At 70.0% G+C, this 17,782-nt stretch carries 21 protein-coding genes; 11 read left to right on the forward strand and 10 right to left on the reverse strand.

What is annotated here, in order from left to right:
- The first annotated feature begins 5 nt into the window (after positions 1-5).
- From rsmA to ASD84_RS17385, 3 genes are read left to right on the forward strand one after another with little or no spacing between them, the layout of a single operon-like run.
- Positions 6-884, forward strand: coding sequence for a 16S rRNA (adenine(1518)-N(6)/adenine(1519)-N(6))-dimethyltransferase RsmA (rsmA, locus tag ASD84_RS17375; RefSeq protein WP_056713152.1), 879 nt, complete (start codon positions 6-8; stop codon positions 882-884).
- Positions 881-1,798 carry a 4-(cytidine 5'-diphospho)-2-C-methyl-D-erythritol kinase gene (locus tag ASD84_RS17380; RefSeq protein WP_235531156.1) on the forward strand — a complete coding sequence of 306 codons (918 nt, stop codon included), beginning with the start codon at positions 881-883 and terminating at the stop codon, positions 1,796-1,798. The genes rsmA and ASD84_RS17380 overlap by 4 nt, the downstream gene beginning before the upstream one ends.
- On the forward strand, positions 1,791-3,614 hold the full coding sequence (locus ASD84_RS17385) for an ABC-F family ATP-binding cassette domain-containing protein (RefSeq protein WP_056713154.1): 1,824 nt from the start codon (positions 1,791-1,793) through the stop codon (positions 3,612-3,614). Before ASD84_RS17380 ends, ASD84_RS17385 begins: the two co-directional genes overlap by 8 nt.
- Before the next feature lie 3 nt (positions 3,615-3,617).
- Here ASD84_RS17385 and ASD84_RS17390 read toward each other — a convergent pair whose 3' ends face one another.
- Positions 3,618-4,106, reverse strand: a complete 489-nt coding sequence (locus ASD84_RS17390) for a MarR family winged helix-turn-helix transcriptional regulator (RefSeq protein ID WP_056713156.1) — start codon at positions 4,104-4,106, stop codon at positions 3,618-3,620.
- A 66-nt stretch (positions 4,107-4,172) separates the two neighbouring features.
- On the opposite strand from ASD84_RS17390, the gene ASD84_RS17395 reads away from it, so the two are divergent.
- From ASD84_RS17395 to ASD84_RS17410, 4 genes are all read left to right on the forward strand, one after another.
- Positions 4,173-5,084 (forward strand): alpha/beta fold hydrolase, encoded by a 912-nt coding sequence (locus ASD84_RS17395; protein WP_200954626.1) that lies wholly within the window; start codon positions 4,173-4,175, stop codon positions 5,082-5,084.
- A complete protein-coding gene (locus tag ASD84_RS17400) occupies positions 5,081-5,866 on the forward strand; it encodes a methyltransferase domain-containing protein (protein WP_056713161.1) in 786 nt (261 codons plus the stop codon). Before ASD84_RS17395 ends, ASD84_RS17400 begins: the two co-directional genes overlap by 4 nt.
- A complete protein-coding gene (locus ASD84_RS17405; RefSeq protein ID WP_235531157.1) occupies positions 5,863-6,291 on the forward strand; it encodes a VOC family protein in 429 nt (142 codons plus the stop codon). Before ASD84_RS17400 ends, ASD84_RS17405 begins: the two co-directional genes overlap by 4 nt.
- A gap of 65 nt (positions 6,292-6,356) precedes the next feature.
- The gene (locus ASD84_RS17410; protein WP_056713163.1) at positions 6,357-6,782 is read left to right on the forward strand and encodes a hypothetical protein; all 426 of its coding nucleotides are present in this window, start codon (positions 6,357-6,359) and stop codon (positions 6,780-6,782) included.
- 143 nt (positions 6,783-6,925) lie between these two features.
- On the opposite strand, the gene ASD84_RS17415 is transcribed toward ASD84_RS17410, so the two are convergent.
- Positions 6,926-7,759: a hypothetical protein gene (locus ASD84_RS17415; protein ID WP_056713165.1), complete on the reverse strand. Its 834-nt coding sequence runs from the start codon at positions 7,757-7,759 to the stop codon at positions 6,926-6,928.
- A 221-nt stretch (positions 7,760-7,980) separates the two neighbouring features.
- On the opposite strand from ASD84_RS17415, the gene ASD84_RS17420 reads away from it, so the two are divergent.
- Positions 7,981-9,633 (forward strand): sigma-70 family RNA polymerase sigma factor, encoded by a 1,653-nt coding sequence (locus tag ASD84_RS17420; RefSeq protein WP_056713167.1) that lies wholly within the window; start codon positions 7,981-7,983, stop codon positions 9,631-9,633.
- A 50-nt stretch (positions 9,634-9,683) separates the two neighbouring features.
- Positions 9,684-10,160, forward strand: coding sequence for a hotdog fold domain-containing protein (locus tag ASD84_RS17425; protein ID WP_056713169.1), 477 nt, complete (start codon positions 9,684-9,686; stop codon positions 10,158-10,160).
- Positions 10,161-10,184: 24 nt separating this feature from the next.
- On the opposite strand, the gene ASD84_RS17430 is transcribed toward ASD84_RS17425, so the two are convergent.
- The 5 genes from ASD84_RS17430 to ASD84_RS17450 all read right to left on the reverse strand — a co-directional run bounded on the left by ASD84_RS17430 (position 10,185) and on the right by ASD84_RS17450 (position 14,097).
- Positions 10,185-11,057, reverse strand: a complete 873-nt coding sequence (locus ASD84_RS17430; protein WP_056713171.1) for an amino acid ABC transporter permease — start codon at positions 11,055-11,057, stop codon at positions 10,185-10,187.
- A gap of 70 nt (positions 11,058-11,127) precedes the next feature.
- Positions 11,128-11,802, reverse strand: a complete 675-nt coding sequence (locus ASD84_RS17435; protein ID WP_235531185.1) for an amino acid ABC transporter permease — start codon at positions 11,800-11,802, stop codon at positions 11,128-11,130.
- 84 nt (positions 11,803-11,886) lie between these two features.
- A complete protein-coding gene (locus tag ASD84_RS17440; protein ID WP_056713175.1) occupies positions 11,887-12,777 on the reverse strand; it encodes a glutamate ABC transporter substrate-binding protein in 891 nt (296 codons plus the stop codon).
- Positions 12,778-12,815: 38 nt separating this feature from the next.
- Complete coding sequence (locus tag ASD84_RS17445) at positions 12,816-13,601, reverse strand: amino acid ABC transporter ATP-binding protein (protein ID WP_056713178.1); 786 nt, start codon at positions 13,599-13,601, stop codon at positions 12,816-12,818.
- Positions 13,602-13,701: 100 nt separating this feature from the next.
- On the reverse strand, positions 13,702-14,097 hold the full coding sequence (locus ASD84_RS17450; protein WP_156392069.1) for a hypothetical protein: 396 nt from the start codon (positions 14,095-14,097) through the stop codon (positions 13,702-13,704).
- Between the two features lie 69 nt (positions 14,098-14,166).
- On the opposite strand from ASD84_RS17450, the gene miaB reads away from it, so the two are divergent.
- Entirely contained in the window at positions 14,167-15,663 is a 1,497-nt protein-coding gene (gene miaB / locus ASD84_RS17455) for a tRNA (N6-isopentenyl adenosine(37)-C2)-methylthiotransferase MiaB (RefSeq protein ID WP_056713182.1), read from the forward strand.
- Between the two features lie 14 nt (positions 15,664-15,677).
- Here miaB and ASD84_RS17460 read toward each other — a convergent pair whose 3' ends face one another.
- The 3 genes from ASD84_RS17460 to ASD84_RS17470 form a co-directional block, all read right to left on the reverse strand.
- A complete protein-coding gene (locus tag ASD84_RS17460; RefSeq protein WP_056713184.1) occupies positions 15,678-15,974 on the reverse strand; it encodes a hypothetical protein in 297 nt (98 codons plus the stop codon).
- Between the two features lie 65 nt (positions 15,975-16,039).
- Complete coding sequence (locus ASD84_RS17465) at positions 16,040-16,528, reverse strand: NUDIX domain-containing protein (protein WP_235531158.1); 489 nt, start codon at positions 16,526-16,528, stop codon at positions 16,040-16,042.
- A 53-nt stretch (positions 16,529-16,581) separates the two neighbouring features.
- Positions 16,582-16,785: an antitoxin gene (locus tag ASD84_RS17470; RefSeq protein ID WP_056713185.1), complete on the reverse strand. Its 204-nt coding sequence runs from the start codon at positions 16,783-16,785 to the stop codon at positions 16,582-16,584.
- A 73-nt stretch (positions 16,786-16,858) separates the two neighbouring features.
- On the opposite strand from ASD84_RS17470, the gene miaA reads away from it, so the two are divergent.
- Positions 16,859-17,782 carry a tRNA (adenosine(37)-N6)-dimethylallyltransferase MiaA gene (gene miaA / locus ASD84_RS17475; RefSeq protein ID WP_056713187.1) on the forward strand — a complete coding sequence of 308 codons (924 nt, stop codon included), beginning with the start codon at positions 16,859-16,861 and terminating at the stop codon, positions 17,780-17,782.

Consider the following 17,782-nt stretch of genomic DNA (forward strand, 5'->3'; position numbering starts at 1 on the left):
ATGTCGTGTCCGACTCCCTAGCTCCACCGCGCCTGCTGGGCCCGGTGGAGGTTCGGGAGCTCGCGGCGCGCCTGGACATCCGTCCCACCAAGCAACGCGGGCAGAACTTCGTCATCGACGCCAACACGGTCCGTCGGATCGTGCGCGAGTCCGGTGTCGTCGACGGGGAGGTCGTCCTCGAGGTCGGACCCGGGCTCGGGTCGCTGACCCTGGCCCTGCTGGACGTGGGCGCCGACGTGACCGCGATCGAGGTCGACCAGGCGCTCGCCGACGAGCTGCCCGCGACCATCGCGACCTTCGCGCCCGATCACACCGATCGGTTGCGGGTGGTCCTCGCCGACGCACTCGCCGTGACCGAGATCCCCGGCCCGGCGCCGCGGGCGCTCGTCGCCAACCTGCCGTACAACATCTCGGTCCCGGTCCTGTTGCACCTGATGGAGCTGCTCCCGTCGCTCGAGCACGGCCTCGTGATGGTCCAGTCCGAGGTCGCCGACCGGCTGGCCGCGCCTCCCGGTTCCAAGACGTACGGCGTCCCTTCGGCCAAGGCCGCCTGGTACGCCGACGTGCGGCGTGCCGGAGCCATCGGCCGCAACGTCTTCTGGCCGGCGCCGAACGTCGATTCGGGCCTGGTGGCCTGGACACACCGCGCGCCGCCGACCGACGAGGTCACCCGCGAGCAGGTGTTCGCCGTCATTGATGCCGCCTTCGCGCAGCGCCGCAAGGTCCTGCGCGGGGTGCTCCGCGGCATCGCTGGCAGCGCGGAGGCTGCCGAGGCCGCGCTGGTGTCGGTCGGGATCGATCCGCTCACCCGCGGCGAGTCCCTCGGGATCGACGAGTTCGTCGCCGTCGCGATCGCGCTCGACCAGCAGGGGGCGGGCCAGTGAGCCAGCAACGCATCGACTCCCTGCCGCCGGTCACCGTGCGCGCGCCCGCCAAGATCAACCTCCACCTCGGTGTCGGCGCCCCGCGCCCCGACGGCCTGCACCCGCTCGCCACCGTCTACCAGGCCGTCGGCCTGTACGACGACGTCACGGTGTACGACGCCCCGGCGTGGTCGGTCGAGCTGACCGAGCCGGTCGACGGCGTACCGCTCGACGACACGAACATCGCCATCCGCGCCGGCCGTGCCCTCGTGGAGCACCACGGCGTCGACCTGGCCGCGCACATCTCCATCGCCAAGGGCATCCCGGTCATGGGCGGCATGGCGGGCGGCTCGGCCGACGCCGCCGCCACCCTGCTGGCCCTCGACCGGCTCTGGGACCTGCAGACGCCCGACGACGACCTGCTCCGGATCGCGGGCACCCTCGGCAGCGACGTCCCCTTCGCCCTGCTCGGCGGTACGGCGCTCGGCACCGGTCACGGCCAGCTGGTGGAGCCGGTCGCGGACCGGACGTCGGTGTGGTGGGTCGTCGTGCTCTCGGACCAGGGCCTCTCGACACCTGCGGCGTACCGCCACTTCGACGAGCTCTCCCCGGACGCGCCTGCTGAACCGCCCGTCCCTGAAGCCCTGATCGAGGCGCTCGCCGGCGGCGATGTCGACGACGTGGGGGACCTGCTCGCCAACGACCTGTGGCCCGCGGCGCGTGACCTCCGGCCTGACCTGGTGGACGTCGAGGTGCAGCTGCGCAGCCTCTCGCCCGCCGGCGTGCTCCTCTCGGGCTCCGGCCCGACCCTGCTCGTGCTGCACGACGACGTCGACGACGCGCGTGCCACGGCTGCTGACCTCACCGAGCGCGGGTTCCGGTGCACCCTCGCGCCCGGCCCTGTCGCTGGTGCCCACGTGGTGACCTATGTCTGATCTGCCCAGCCTTCTCAATCTCGAGAAGGTCTCGAAGTCCTTCGGCGTCCGCCCGCTGCTGACCGAGGTGTCCCTCGGCATCGGGGCCGGTGAGCGGATCGGTGTCGTCGGCCGCAACGGTGACGGCAAGACGACCCTGCTGCGCCTGATGACCGGCACGGAGGAGCCCGACTCCGGCCGGGTCTCGCGTCAGCGCGGCCTGCTCATCGGGGTCCTCACGCAGCGCGACGACTTCGACGACACGCATTCGGTGCGCGAGGTCGTTCTCGGTGGGATGGCGGACCACGAGTGGGCGGCCGACGGGCGTTCCCGCGAGATCGTCGAGGTCCTGCTCGCGGGCGTCGAGCTCGATCGCATCATCCACGGGTTGTCCGGCGGCGAACGTCGCCGCTGCGCGCTGGCCGCACTGCTGCTCGGCGACCACGACCTGATCATCCTCGACGAGCCGACGAACCACCTCGACGTCGAAGCCGTCGCCTGGCTCGCCGCGCACATGGCCGGGCGGTCCTCCGCGCTGGTCGTGGTCACCCACGACCGCTGGTTCCTCGATGCGGTCTGCCAGCAGACCTGGGAGGTCCACGACGGTGTCGTCGACCTGTACGACGGCGGCTACGCCGCGTTCGTGCTGGCCAAGGCCGAGCGGCAGCGCCAGGCCGGTGTCTCCGAGCAGCGCCGGCAGAACCTCGTCAAGAAGGAACTGGCCTGGCTGCGCCGCGGTGCCCCCGCGCGCACGTCGAAGCCGAAGTTCCGCATCGACGCGGCCAACGCCCTGATCGAGGACGTACCGCCGCCGCGGGACCGGCTCGAGCTCCAGAAGTTCGCGACCCAGAGGCTCGGCAAGGACGTCATCGACATCGAGGACGTCGACTTCGTGCGCGGCGAGCGCATGCTGCTCAAGGACGCCACCTGGCGCCTCGGCCCGGGCGACCGCGTCGGCCTGGTCGGCGTGAACGGCGCGGGCAAGACGTCCGTCCTGTCCCTGATCGCGGGCGCTGCGAAGCCCTCGGCCGGGAAGGTGAAGCAGGGCCGCACGGTCGCGTTGAAGCACCTGACCCAGGACGTCGAGTTCGACGACCCCGAGTCCCGGGTGCTCGCGACGGTCGAGTCGATCCGGCGCGTCACCAAGACGGCCGACGGCGAGATCTCCGCGACGTCGATGCTGGAACGCTTCGGCTTCACCGGCGACCGGCTCACGGCCCGCGTCGGTGACCTGTCGGGCGGCGAGCGGCGACGCTTCCAGCTGCTCCGGCTGCTGCTGACCGAGCCGAACGTGCTGCTCCTCGACGAGCCCACCAACGACCTCGACATCGAGACCCTCAACGTCCTCGAGGACTTCCTCGACGGCTGGCCCGGCACCCTCATCGTGGTCTCCCACGACCGCTACTTCCTGGAGCGGGTCACCGACTCGGTCTGGGCACTGCTCGGCGACGGTAGGGTCTCGATGCTGCCGCGCGGCGTGGACGAGTACCTCGAGCGCCGCAAGGCCGGTGGTGCGCAGAACACCACCGCGTCGCCGAAAAAGACGGATCAGGATCGGGCGCAAGGTGATCGAGCAGCCGCCGAGGGCGGCGTGTCGAGATCTCCCAAGGCCCGCGCCGGCTCCGCCGAGGAGCGCACCGCCCGCAAGACCGTGGCCCGGCTCGACAAGGTCCTGGCCCGGATGGGTGCGCGCGAGGGCGAGCTGACGGCGGCGTTGCTCGACAACGCCAGCGATGCGAAGAAGCTCACCGAGATCGCGAACGAGCTCACGGCTCTGCACGAGGACAAGGCGACGGCCGAGCTCGAGTGGCTCGAGGCCGCCGCACTGCTCGAGTAGCGGTCAGCCGGCGAACGGCAGCAGCAGCCGGCGCAGCAGGTCGGCGAGCCCCTGGTGGTCCTTGGCACTGAGCCCGGTCAGCAGGTCGCGCTCGGCGTCGAGCAGCGCGGTGAACGCGCCGTCGACGGCTTCCTTGCCCTCCGGGGTGAGGCGGACCAGCACGCCCCGGCGGTCCGAGGGGTCGGGGTGCCGCTCGACGAGCCCGCGTGTGGTGAGCCGGTCGACCCGGTTGGTCATCGTGCCGCTGGTCACCAGCGTCTCGCGCAGCAGTCGCCCGGGAGACAGCTCGTACGGCGCCCCGGCCCGCCGTAGTGCGGCGAGCACGTCGAACTCCCACGGCTCGATGTCGTGGGCGGTGAAGGCCTGTCGGCGGGCCCTGTCGACGTGGTGCGCCAGGCGGGAGATCCGGCTGAAGACGGCGACGGGTGCCAGGTCGAGGTCGTTGCGCTCGCGCGCCCACGCCTCGATCAGCTCATCGACCTCATCCCGCATGGCGGCATCCTAGCGGTCGGGTCGAGAATCTTGATGTCGAGATAAATGGCACGTAGGCTCCGTCCCGTGAACCATCGCTCGACAGTCCTCGACCGGGTCACCCTCACCAGCCTCGTCTGGGGTGACATCGACGACCACGACCGGCCGCTCGCCGTACTCCTGCACGGGTTCCCGGACACCGCCCACACCTGGCGCCATCTCGCGCCCGCGCTGGTCGAGGCGGGCTGGCGGGTGGTGGCGCCGTTCACCCGCGGCTACGCGCCGAGCTCGATCCCGACCGACGGCAGCTATCACGTGCCGGCGCTGATGGACGACGTCCTCGGCCTCCATCGGGAGTACGGCGGCGACGACCGTGCGCTGCTCGTCGGGCACGACTGGGGCGCGATCACGGCCAACGGGATCGCCGCGTCCGACGCCAACCCGTTCGGCCACGTCGTGTCGCTGGCGGTCCCGCCGTTCAGTGTGATGAACCCGCGCCGCGACGACCTCGGCCGCTGGTTCCGGGTGCTGCCGCGGCAGGCCGGGCTGAGCTGGTACACCGTGTTCAACCAGCTCCCGCGACTGCCCGAGCGTTCCTTCGACCGTCTCGTCGACCACCTGTGGCGGCGCTGGTCCCCGGGCTTCGACGCGACCGAGGACCTGATGCACCTCGCCGCCGCCGTACCGGACGAGGCCCGCAAGAGCGCCGTGCTCGGCTACTACCGCGCCCAGCCGCGTGTCCGGAGCCTCCCGGACCGCTACCGGGCGCATGCGCGCGACTGGGTCGGCGGTCCGAAGGTGCCGATCCTCTACCTCCAGGGGGCTGACGACGGCTGCCTCGACGCCCGCTGGGCAGGGATGGTCGGCGACCGGCTTCCCGAGGGCAGCCGAGTCGCGGTCGTCGAGGGCGCCGGTCACTTCCTCCAGGTGGAACGCCCGGACGTCGTGAACGCACGGATCCTGGACTACCTCGCCGAGCGCCAGGAGGCGGCTCGGTGAGCCACGCCTGGGACCCGCAGCGCTACTTGACCTACGCCGACGAGCGCGGCCGTCCCTTCGTCGACCTGATCACCCGCATCGACGCCGCCGATCCGCGGGTCGTGGTCGATCTTGGCTGTGGTCCGGGCAACCTCACCTCCCTGCTCGCTGACCGCTGGCCGTCAGCGTCGGTCGCCGGCATCGATTCCAGTGAGGACATGGTGCGCGCGGCGACCGACAGTCCGGCCGCCGAGCGCATCTCCTTCCACAGGGCGGACCTGCGGGACTGGCTGGCGACCGTGGAGCCGGGCTCTGTCGACGTGCTCGTCTCCAACGCCACCCTGCAGTGGGTGCCCGGCCACCTCGACCTGATGGCTGCCCTCGTCGCCGCGCTCGCGCCCGGCGGCTGGTTGGCCTTCCAGGTGCCGGGCAACGCCGACCAGCCCACCACGACGGTTCGCGAGGAGCTGGCAGCCGAGCCGCCGTACGCCGCGCACACGGCCGGCGCCGCCACCATCGCCGCGCACGACGCCGCCACCTACCTGCGCGCGCTGCGCGACCTCGGTTGCGAGGTCGACGCGTGGGAGACGACGTACCTCCACGTGCTCGCCGGCCCCGACCCCGTCTTCACCTGGGTCTCGGCCACGGGTGCCCGGCCCACGCTGCAGGCGTTGCCCGACGACCTGCGTCCGGCCTTCGAGGAGGAGTTCAGGGCGCGCCTGCGCGCGGCCTACCCGGACGAGGCCGGCGGCGTGGTGATGCCGTTCCGCCGGAGCTTCGTCGTCGCGAGGGCGCAGGGATGAGGATCCATCACGTCCAGGTCGCCTGCCAGCGCGGAGGCCAGGATGACGCGCGCCGCTTCTACGCCGACGGCCTCGGCATGACCGAGGTGCCGAAACCGGCGGAGCTGGCGAAGCGTGGCGGCTGTTGGTTCCGGTGGTACGACGCCAGCGGAGTCCCCACCGCTGAGATCCACGTCGGTGTCGAGGAGCCCTTCGCCCCGGCGCGCAAGGCGCACCCCGCGTTCCTGTTGGGGTCAGTGGACGAGCTCGAGACCGTCGCCGGTCACCTCAGCGGTCTCGGGTTCGAAACCGACTGGCGCAGCACACGTTCGAAGGCCACGAGCGATGCCACGCCTTCGATGGCGCCGGGAACAGGGTGGAGCTCCTCGCGCCTGCTCGGTGAATCGCTGCCGACGGTTGTCCACAGGTCTGTCCGCCTCGGGTGACGTGTGTCGGCGCCGCGTCGTACCGTCGCTGGCTCAAGGGCAACTTCTGACGCACACTTGAGGATGTGATCGGCTTGGACCTCGACACCTGGATCTCGCTGGCGGTGCTGGTGACGGCACTGACTGGCTTCCATGTCGCGTTGCGGCGGGAGTTGCACACCGAGATCTCCGGACTCCGTGGCGAGATGGGCGGCCTGAGGACTGAGGTCCGTGACGAGATGGGCGGCCTGAGGACTGAGGTCCGTGACGAGATGGGCGGCCTGAGGACTGAGGTCCGTGACGAGATGGGCGGCCTGAGGACTGAGCTCCGTGACGAGATGGGCGGCCTGAGGACTGAGCTCCGTGACGAGATGGGTGGACTCCGCGGCGAGATGGCAGTCCTGCGCGTCGAACTGAAGGCTGACATCAACCGGCTCGACGAGCGCGTCTACGCCCTCGCTTCGGGAATGCGGCCCCTCCTGGAGAAGGCTGACCGCCCGGCCAGCACTTGACCTCAGGTCGGCGGGTGGCCGTGCGGACGTGAAGCCGGAGTGCCCGCGGGTGGAGTGAGCTCTCCCGAGATGGAGATCAGTTCCCTGCCGCTCCGTAGCCCCCCCAGGCCCCCGGAACTGGCGCCCGCAGGCACTCCGACGATCTAGGGGCCGCTCCCGCGGCGGGTGTCGCCCAGCGCCACCAGGCTGTCGACCTCGCGCTCGAACGTCGGCCGCCCGGCGGCGATCGTCCGTTCCCTGCAGAGGTCGACGAAAGCCGCGATGACGGAGGCGGTGTGGGACTTGCCGGCCTCCTGTGCGAGCGCGACGATCCGCCCGGTGTACGGCGACCACGGCTGTGCGGTGACCATCGCCATGTGGTGGCGCCACTCGACGATCGTGCCCCGCTCGGCGATGTCGAGGAGCTCCTCGACGGAGTCCAGCACCGGGACGGTCCAGGTGCGGTCGGTGCCCTGGTTGAGCAGGGCGTGTGCGGCCCGCAGGCAGGTGTCGTCGACGGCTTCGACCCGTGCGGCGGTCCGGGGGTCGGCGGCCAGGCGTTCGCGCAGGTCGCTGGCGACGAGGCGGCGGACGGCTTCGCTGGTCAGCGGCAGTCCGGGGTGTGACTCCAGCGGGCTGCCGTGGCGGTGCTGGAGCCGGGCGAGGCGCTCGTGGCCGAGCTGACCGGCCAGGTCGGCGAGGGCCGCGTGGTCGCCGGCCTCGCCGAAGAGCGCCAGGGCAACCAGGTTGGCCGTGGCGGCGTCGGCGGGGGAGGCGAAGGTGTTGTCCTCGTGCTCCTCGAGGAATTGCAGCAGGCGCTCCCAGGCGTCGAGGTCGTTCGTCCCCACCTGGCCGACGCGACCGAGCACGTCGCCGGTGATCTCGAGCAGGCGGTGGCGGTACGGCCCGACGGTGCGGCGGCGGTCGAGCAGCCGGCTGCGAAGGGCAGCGGTACGACGAGCGGTCGCGCGGGGGCGGAGCTGGACCACGGTGCTCATCGATGCCTCCGTCCGCTGTTTTGGGCTGTGGAAAGGGCCGGGATTCCGGCCTGCTCTCAACCAGACGGAGGCGGCCCGGAAACATCACGCGGTTTTCCCGAAAGTTGGTGCAATTCGGAGAAATGGCATGATCGGGGCGCATCCACGAGGACCTCGCAACGACGCAGGCCGACGAAATCGCCGCCGCTGGGCGGCGGACGACCAGGATCCGGGGGGACCTGATGGCGGACGACGCGCGCCGCGCGCTGGACGAGCAGCTGCTTGACCGCGTTCGCAGCGGCGACAGCCTCGCCTACGAGGAGCTCTACCGGGAGTACGTCGACGGCGCCCGCCACCTGGCGCGCATCCTGGTCAGCGCCGATCACGCCGATGAGCTCGTCGCCGAGTCCTTCGCCCGCGTGCTGTCGGCGCTCCGCTCCGGTGGCGGTCCGACCGACAACTTCCGGTCCTACCTGCACGTCACGATCCGCAACGGCTACCGCGACGCGCTGCGGGCTCCGCGCGAGGCGCCGGTCTCCGACCAGCCGTGGCTGTTCGACGCCGCCGAGCAGCCGGCGGAGGAGATGGGTGCCGGGCTCGACGAGACCGTCGCCGTCGACGCCCTCTCGAGCCTGCCTGAGAGCTGGCAGCGCGTCCTGTGGCACGTCGAGGTCGAGGGTCGCAAGCCGGCCGAGGTCGCCACGATCATGGACCTCCAGCCCCGCGCGGTGTCCTCCCTGGCCCACCGCGCCCGCGAGGGCCTGAAGCGTGCCTACCTCGACCTGCATGCCGGCCCGGCTCCCGCGCGGGAGGCGTGCCAGTGGGCGCATGCCCGGATGAGCCAGTACGCCCGCGGTGACCTCGGGTCCCGCGCCGAGCAGAAGTTCGGCAACCACATCGACGGCTGCTCCGACTGCAACCAGGCCTTCGTGGTGGTCAACGGGGTCAACCAGAAGCTCGCCGCCTACGTCCTCCCGATCGTCCTGCTGGCCGTGCTGCCCGGTGGCGGCAAGGGCCTGTTCTGGCTCGTCGGCGCTGGCGGTGTCGCGACCACCGGTGCGGCCGCGTCGGGCGGCGCGACCTCCGGGGCCGCGTCCTCGGGTGCGTCCAGCGCGAGCACTCCGGTTGCCGTGGGGGTTGCCGCGGCGGTCGTGGTTGGGGCGATCGCGGCCGGGGCCTTTGCCCTGTCGTCCGGCGACAGCAGGCCCCGCGCCGACAAGCCGACAAGTGCCGATGTCGTGACAGGGGAGCCGGACGACGCGCTCGCCGCAGACCCGGCGCCGGCACCTGAACGGCCGGCCCGGCGCTCGCCCGTGCCCGTCGAGGCCGTGCCGGTCGAATCGGTACCGGTCGAGTCCGCGCCGGTCGAGTCGGAGCCCGACCCCGCGAGCGAGCCCACGAGCGCACCGAAGTCCGCAGCGCCCCGTCCCACGCCGACCGTCGAGCCGACGCCCGCCGTGGCGCCGCCCACGGACCCGTGCGCCACGGACCCGTGCGTCCGGCTGGTCGACGTCACGACCGTCGACGGACCCGGCCCGCACCCGTCAGAGATGACCGTGACGACCGAGGTGCTCGGCGGGCCGGCCCGGACGATCGAGCTCGTATTCCTCTTCGACGCTCCGGTCACGGTGCCGGCCGGTGGCCGAGCCGGGACCGGCTGGACCTGCACGGTGATCGACCTGCTCGCCGGGGGACTCGAGGTCGGAGCCACGTCGCCGTACCTCGTCGCGGGCCCGCTGATGCCCGTCACCTGTTCCTTCGCGTACGACGCCGCGCCACCCCCGCCGCTGACCCTGTCTGCGGCGCCGTGGCTGCTGCCGCCGACCTCACCTGCGGGCAGCGTCACCCTGGTGGCCGCGGGCGAGCAGGTCGCCACCGAGCGCTTCGGCGACTGAGCCGGACGTCACCTTGCCGCCGGTTGTTACTCACGAGTAATCTGAGTGCCATGACTCAGGTACACAACCTCTGGAAGACCACGACCAGCGTCCCGGTCGTCGGCGGCTCGATCGGCAAGCGGGTGTTCTCCTTGGCGTTCGCCCAGAAGGCTCCGTACTTCGCCACGATCCACCCGCGCGTCGTCGACATGCGTCCCAACTACGCCGAGATCCGCTTCGCGAAGCGTCGCAGCGTGCAGAACCACATCGGCACGGTGCACGCGATCGCGCTGTGCAACGGCCTGGAGATGGCCATGGGTGCCCTCGCCGAGTCCACCGTCCCGGACACCAAGCGCTGGATCCCCAAGGGCATGTCGATCAACTACACCGCGAAGGCGACCGGCGACATCACCTGCATCGCCGAGACCGACCAGGCGCAGTGGGACGCCGCCGAGGGTGACCTCCCGGTCCGCGTCCGCGGCCAGCTCGAGGACGGCACCGTCGTCATCGAGGGCGTCATCAACCTCTGGGTGACCTCGAAGAAGTAGTCGTCGACGAACGACGGACTGCGCTCAGGCGCGGTCCTTGTCGATCCCTGCCGCAGCAGCAACGATGTCGATCTTCTTCTCACCGACGAACCGCTTCTGGATCCAGGTGGCGAGCAGCGTCAGCAATAGGTTGAGCCCGACGTAGAGCACGGCGAGCACGAACGCAGTCGGCACCTGGTTGTGGAACTCCTTGTAGATGGACTGCCCGACCTTCGTCAGGCCGGGGGCAGCGACCGCGTAGCCGAGGCTGGTGTCCTTCAGCGCGACGACCATCTGGCTGATGATCGCGGGCAGCATCACCTTCACCGCCTGCGGCAACAGGATCAGTGTCATCACTTGGGTCTTGCGCATGCCGATGGCGTACGCCGCCTCCGCTTGGCCCTTTGGCACGGCGGCCACGCCGGCCCGGACGACCTCGGCCAGGACCGATCCGTTGTAGCAGGTGAGGGCGATGACGACGGCGAAGAAGCCGCCGCGCTGGTCGATCCAGAGGAAGCCGCCCTGCGTCGAAACGAAGAACCCGAAGTACAAGAAGATCATCAACAGCAGCACGGGCATCGCGCGGAAGAACTCGACCACGATCCAGGCAGGCCAGCGGATGAACCTGTGGTCGGACATCTTGGCGACGCCGAACACGAAGCCGAAGACGACCGCGCCGATGATCGCACCGACTGCCATCGTCACCGTGGTGACCAGGCCATCGACAAGGAGTGCCGTGATGAAGTCGGGGGTGAGGAACGGCTCCCACAGGGCGTACTCGAACTGGCCGTCGTCGTTCAGCTTCCACAGCGCGTAAGCGATGACGACCACGATCGCCGCGGACGCGGCAACGCTGTAGATCCGGTGCCGCACCTGGGTGCGCGGACCGGGGGCGTCGAAGAGAACACTCGCGGCCATCAGACGGGGTCCCTGCGGCATTGTTCGACGGCGGAGCGAAGCGGGGGAGGAGAAGAATGTCGTGGGGTGTTCATGCGATCCTCCAGCGTCGTTCGAAGCTCAGCGAGATCATCGAGACGATCTCGACCAGGACGATGTAACCGATCGCGAAGCAGAGGAAGATCCCGAGTCGCTGGCTGCTGAAGTCGTTGCTCAGCCCGCGCATCGTGGCAGTCGCCTCGGCGAGGAAGAAGATGCCGGCGACCGAGGTGTTCTTGAGCATCGCGATCAGCGCGCTGGCCAGGGGCGGCACGGATGCGCGCAGCGCCTGGGGCAGCACCACCTGGGTCATCACACCGCTGAAGGGGAGGCCGATGGCACGCGCTGCCTCAGCCTGGCCTATGGACACGGCGTTGACGCCCGAGCGCAGGGCCTCGCACACGAAGCACGAGGTGTAGAGGCTCAGGGCGATGAAGGCCGTGGCGAAGGCCGAGGTGAAGTCGAAGCTGCCGACGTAGATCTGCACCCACTTGAAGTTGATGCCGATGATCGGTGCGGCGAAGTGGAAGAAGATGAAGATCAGGACCAGCGGGGTGTTGCGCACCAGGGACACGTAGACCGCGGCGACCTTGCGGAGCACGCCGATCGGTCCGACCCGCATCGCCACGAGCAGCGCGCCCAGCGCCATGGAGGCGACGGCGCACACCAGGAACAGGAACAACGTGTAGCCGAACGCCTTGAAGAACTGGTCAAGGTTGTCGAGCACCGCGTTCAACGGCGTCACCTCTCCGATGGGGGAGCCGGGGGTCGCCCGTCACGGGCGACCCCCGACTCCTGAGTCATGCGTCGGTCACTTGCAGGGCAGGAGCGCCGGCGGCTCGGGCGTCTCGACACCCGACGGCCCGAGGGTCAGCTCGAAGGCTTCGGCCCACGACCCGTCCTCGAACGCGTCGGACAGGACGCCGTTGATCCACTCGCACATCTCGGGCTTGTCCTTGCCGTAGCCCACGCCGATGTTCTCCTCGGAGAACTCGTCGCCGACGACCTTGAGCTCGCCCTCGTTCTGGGCGGCCAGGCCGGCCAGGATGGTGCCGTCAGTGGTCATCGCGACGTAGGTGCCGTCGAGGACCTTCTCGGCGCACTCGGAGTAGGAGTCGGCTCCGACGCCCTTGGCGCCCTTCTCCTTGATCCGGTCGAGCGAGGTCGAGCCGGTCACCGAGCAGACCTCCTTGCCCTTGAGGTCATCGACGCTCTTGACGTCGCTGTCGGACTTCACCAGGATCCGCTGGCCGGTCACCATGTAGGGCCCGGCCTGGCCGACGACCTTCTGGCGGTCCTCGGTGATGGAGTACGACGCCAGGACGATGTCGACCTTGCCCGACTCGAGGTAGGGCTCGCGGTTGTCCGAGATGGTCTCTTCCCAGTTCACCTTGTCGCTGGCGGGGTCGATGCACAGGTCGGCCACCAGGAGCTTGGCGACCTCGATGTCGAACCCGCTGGGCACGTCGTCGGTGGCGCCCTTGAAGCCCAGGCCCGGCTGGTCGTACTTGACGCCCACGTTGATGGTGCCGGCGTCGGCGATCGCGGCCATGCGTGAGCCTGCTTCGAACTTGTCGTCACAGTCGTTCTTGGCCTCGACGTCGCGGCCGGCCTTGTCGTCGCCGGCGTCGCCGCAGGCCACGAGGCCGGTGGCAGCGATGAGGGTGACCGCCGTCGCCGCGAATGCTTTCCTGAGTCGCATGTACTGCTCCTTTGTGTAGGCCCGAGGGTGCCGAGCGATCAGTGTTTGAGGATCTTGCCGAGGAAGTCCTTGGCGCGATCGCTCTCTGGGTTGGTGAAGAAGGTCTCCGGGTCAGCGGTCTCGACCATCCGTCCGTCGGCCATGAACACGACGCGGTTGGCGGCAGTACGGGCGAAACCCATCTCGTGGGTGACCACGATCATCGTCATCCCGCGCTCGGCGAGGTCGACCATGACGTCGAGGACTTCCTTGATCATCTCGGGGTCCAGTGCCGACGTCGGCTCGTCGAAGAGCATCACCTTCGGCTCCATCGCGAGAGCGCGGGCGATGGCCACGCGCTGCTGCTGGCCACCGGACAGCTGGGCGGGGTACTTCGCGGCCTGGTGGCCGACGCCGACCCGGTCGAGCAGCTCCTTGGCGAGCGCCTCGGCCTCCGCCTTGGACTTCTTGCGCACCTTGATCGGCCCGAGCGTGACGTTCTCGAGGATCGTCTTGTGGGCGAAGAGGTTGAAGCTCTGGAACACCATGCCCACGTCGGCGCGGTGGGCGGCCAGTGCCTTGCCCTCCTGCGGCAACGGGGCGCCGTCGACCTGGATCAAGCCCTTGTCGATGGTCTCGAGCCGGTTGATCGTGCGGCACAGCGTCGACTTGCCGGAGCCCGACGGGCCGATGACGACGACCACCTCGCCACGCTGCACGGTCAGGTTGATGTCCTGCAGGACGTGCAGGTCGCCGTACCACTTCTGGACGTCGACGAGCTCGACCAACGGGTCGTTGGAACGGGTCGCTCCGCTGCTGACCGCAGCGTCATCGGTGACGGTCATGCTTGGGGACGTTAGTCCCGCGAGGCCACGCCCGGCTAGACCGCCACGCCACCGAGACCGATTCGTGACGCCAGGTTCACGCGCCGGAGATCAGGGACGATCAGACAATTGCCGGGACCACACTGAGCGCCAGACCGACGATGATGGCCAGGACGGCGAACGCCATCGCCTTGCGGTGGGCCTTCTCGGACGCGGCCGCGTCGGCGTCCGTCAGTGCCGGCAGACCCATCCCGACGCGCCACTCGGTCTCCTCGCGGTCCCACAGCTCGGTCGGCGTCAGGGCCTCCAGCATCGCGCCGATCGCGTACAGCAGCACGGTGAACGTGCCGCCGGCGACGGTGAGCACGGTGAGGATCGCCGACACCCCGCGGGTGTCGGTCCCGAACATCAGCCCGGCACCGAGCAGCACCGACACGACCAGCGCCGCGACGCTCAGGACGCTGCCGATCCACTGGTTGTTGCGGGCCATGAAGCCGGGGGGAGCTGTCTCAGCCATGGTATCGAGCCTACTCAGCGGCTGTGCGATTCGGGCGCACGGCCCGCGCCGCCGTACCCTTGACCGGTCATGAGCACCACGCAGAGTCCGCCTCGCACCTACGTCGTCCGCACCTACGGGTGCCAGATGAACGTGCACGACTCCGAACGACTCTCCGGGCTGCTCGAGGACGCCGGGTACGTCGCCGCGGAGGCCGACGTCCAGGCCGACGTCGTCGTCTTCAACACCTGCGCCGTGCGCGAGAACGCCGACAACAAGCTCTACGGCAACCTGTCACAGCTCGCGCCGGTCAAGGCCGCCAACCCGGGGCTGCAGATCGCCGTCGGTGGCTGCCTGGCCCAGAAGGACCGCGCCACGATCACCGAGAAGGCGCCGTACGTCGACGTCGTCTTCGGCACCCACAACATCGGCTCGCTGCCGGTGCTGCTGGAGCGCGCCCGGATCATGGAGGAGGCGCAGGTCGAGATCCTCGAGTCCCTGTCCGTCTTCCCCTCGACGCTGCCGACCAAGCGGGACTCGGCGTACGCCGCCTGGGTCTCGGTGTCGGTGGGCTGCAACAACACCTGCACGTTCTGCATCGTCCCGGCGCTGCGCGGCAAGGAGCAGGACCGCCGCCCCGGCGAGATCCTCGCCGAGATCGAGGCGCTGGTCGCCGAGGGCGTCTCCGAGATCACCCTGCTCGGCCAGAACGTCAACGCGTACGGCGTGGAGTTCGGCGACCGCCAGGCGTTCTCCAAGCTGCTGCGGGCCTGCGGCGCGATCGAGGGCCTCGACCGTGTGCGGTTCACCAGCCCCCACCCGGCCGAGTTCACCGACGACGTCATCGAGGCGATGGCCGAGACGCCCAACGTGATGCCCCAGCTGCACATGCCGCTGCAGTCCGGCTCCGACAAGGTGCTCAAGGACATGCGCCGGTCCTACCGGCAGGCGAAGTACCTCGGCATCATCGAGCGGGTCCGTGCGGCCATGCCTGACGCAGCGATCACCACCGACATCATCGTGGGCTTCCCCGGCGAGACCGACGAGGACTTCGAGCAGACGCTCGAGGTCGTGCGCCGGGCGCGATTCGCCGGTGCCTTCACCTTCCAGTACTCCAAGCGCCCCGGAACGCCGGCCGCGACGCTCGAGGGCCAGATCTCCCCGGAGGTCGTCAAGGAGCGCTACCTGCGCCTCGCGGAGCTGGTCACCCAGGTCGCGTGGGAGGAGAACATGTTGCTGGTCGGCCGCGAGGTCGAGCTGATGGTCTCCGAGGGCGAGGGCCGCAAGGACGCCGAGACGCACCGCCTCTCCGGGCGCGGACCGGACAACCGGCTCGTGCACTTCGAGGCCGACTTCTCCCTGGTCGAGGGCGCACCGCGCCCCGGCGACGTGGTCACCGTCGTGATCACGCACGGTGCCCCGCACCACCTGATCGCCGACGGCCCGGTGCGCGCGCTGCGTCGTACCCGCTCGGGCGACGCGTGGGACCGGCGGAACGCCGCGCCCGCCGCGCCCACGGGTGTCGGTCTCGGCATGCCGACCGTCGGTGTACCGGCCCCGCTTGCCGCCGGCCCGGTCTGCGGCTGACCAACAGCCGTTCCTCAGGCCGGGGACTCGTCCTCCGGCTTGACGTCCGGGTTGCCCTTCGTCGCCTCGGTGTCGGTGTCCTCGAGCTCAAGCGTGTCCGCAGGGAGCTCGTCGGTCGCCGGATTCTTGTGGGGATCGGGGTCGCGCGCGTCGGTCGTGTAGGCCCCGTCGCCGCCCACACCCTCGAGCCCGTTCGGGCCGCCGGGCGGCGGCGCCTGAGGCTCGGCAGTCGGCTCGGGTGCTGGCGGCAGGCTCTGCCCGGCATCGTTGTCGGGGTCCACTCGTACGGCTTCCTCGGGTTGTTCGGTCATGATCACCCTCCTCGGGGGAGAGGTATCCGCTGACCCGGAATTCATCCGGGGCCGAGGAAGGCCGCTCAGAACCCGTGCTGGCTGAGACCCGGCAGGTCGCCGCGACGGAGACCGTCGAGGACGACGCGCTCGTGCGGGACCACCGGTTCCGGCAGCGCGTCGAGCCGGAACCAGCGCAGGTCGGCGCACTTGGTCGGCTCCACGATGCGTGGGACCCCGGACCAGGAGCGGGCGGTGAAGAAGAAGTCGACGCGTTCGTCGATGGGGAGGTCGTGTGCGGTGCGCTGCATCGCGGTCGCGAAGGTGAGGTCGAGGTCGCTCACCTCGATCTCCTCGAGGGCCTCGCGCCGGGCGGCGGCCTCCGCGGTCTCACCGCGTTCCACGTGACCGGCCGCGGCAGCGGCCCAGTGGTCGTCCATGTAGCCGGTGCCCTGCCGCAATTGCAGAAGCACCTCGGTGGCCGTGCCGTCCGTTGTCTCCCTGAGGAGGAAGACGTACGAAGCGGGTACCACCACGAACCGCGTCTTGCCGGTCGCGGGGTCCAGCACAGTCACCGAGGTGCCCTTCGTTGATCGAGGAGGTTGCTCTGCAACCGTCTCGAGATCAATCAGTTGATGTCGTCGTTCTGGCCGTCGAGGCCGTCGAGCGCGTCCTTGGCCTTGTCGGCGCCCAGGTCGATCTTGTCGTCGAACTTGCCGCCGGTCTTGTCGGACGCGAAGTCCGCAGCCTTGTCGACCGCGTCGCCGATCTTGTCGCCCTGGCTGTCGACCGCGTCGGTCACCTTGTCCTTGGCGTCATCCAGAAAGCCCACGAGAAACCCCCAACAGTTGGAATGATCCGCGACCCGGGTGAGTCGCTCGCGGCAACCTTGCCACACTGGCCACATGCCGCAGCCCAACAACCCGTCGGAGATTCCGATCGTGGCGCTCGTGGGACCCACCGCCAGCGGCAAGACGGCGTTGTCCCTGGATCTGGCTTCCGCACTGCACGGAGAAATCGTCAACACCGATGCGATGCAGGTCTACCGCGGCATGGACATCGGTACGGCGAAGCTGCCGCTCGCCGAACGACGCGGCATCCCGCACCACCTGCTCGACACCCTCGACATCAGCGACGTCGCCACGGTCTCGGACTTCCAGGACTGGGCGCGTACGGCGATCGCCGAGCTGCGCAGCCGCGGCGTGACGCCTGTCCTGGTGGGCGGTTCGGGCCTCTACACCCGGGTGATCCTCGACCAGTTCGACTTCCCCGGGACCGACGCCGTCGTACGGGAACGGCTGGAGGCCGAGCTGGTGGAGGCCGGTGTGGCCGCGATGAGCGGCCGCCTGCGGGTGCTCGACCCCGTGGCTGCGGACCGGATCGGCGAGAACGGGCGCCGCATCGTGCGGGCGCTCGAGGTGATCGAGCTGACCGGCGAGCCCTACAGCGCCCGCCTGCCCGTGCAGGAGTACGTCGACCCGCACACCGTCCAGATCGGCGTCTCCATCGATCCGGCAGTCCTCGAGGACCGGATCCGCCAACGCGTCCAGGCGATGTTCGACGAGGGCTTCGTCGCGGAGGTCGAGGGTCTGTTGGCCCGGGGACTGGCCGAGGGCCGCACCGCCCGCGTCGCCATCGGCTACCGCCAGGTGATGGCCGCACTGGCGGGGGAGATGTCGCTGGAGGAGGCGCAGGAGCGCACCTTCATCGCGACCCGCAAGTTCTCCCGCCGCCAGATGGCCTGGTGGCGCGCCGATCCCCGCATCACCTGGGTGGAGTACGACGACCCGGACCGTGTCGCGAAGGCACTTGCCGCGATCCAGCGGTGA

It is taken from the genome of Nocardioides sp. Root682 (assembly GCF_001427795.1).
GTDB lineage: Bacteria > Actinomycetota > Actinomycetes > Propionibacteriales > Nocardioidaceae > Nocardioides.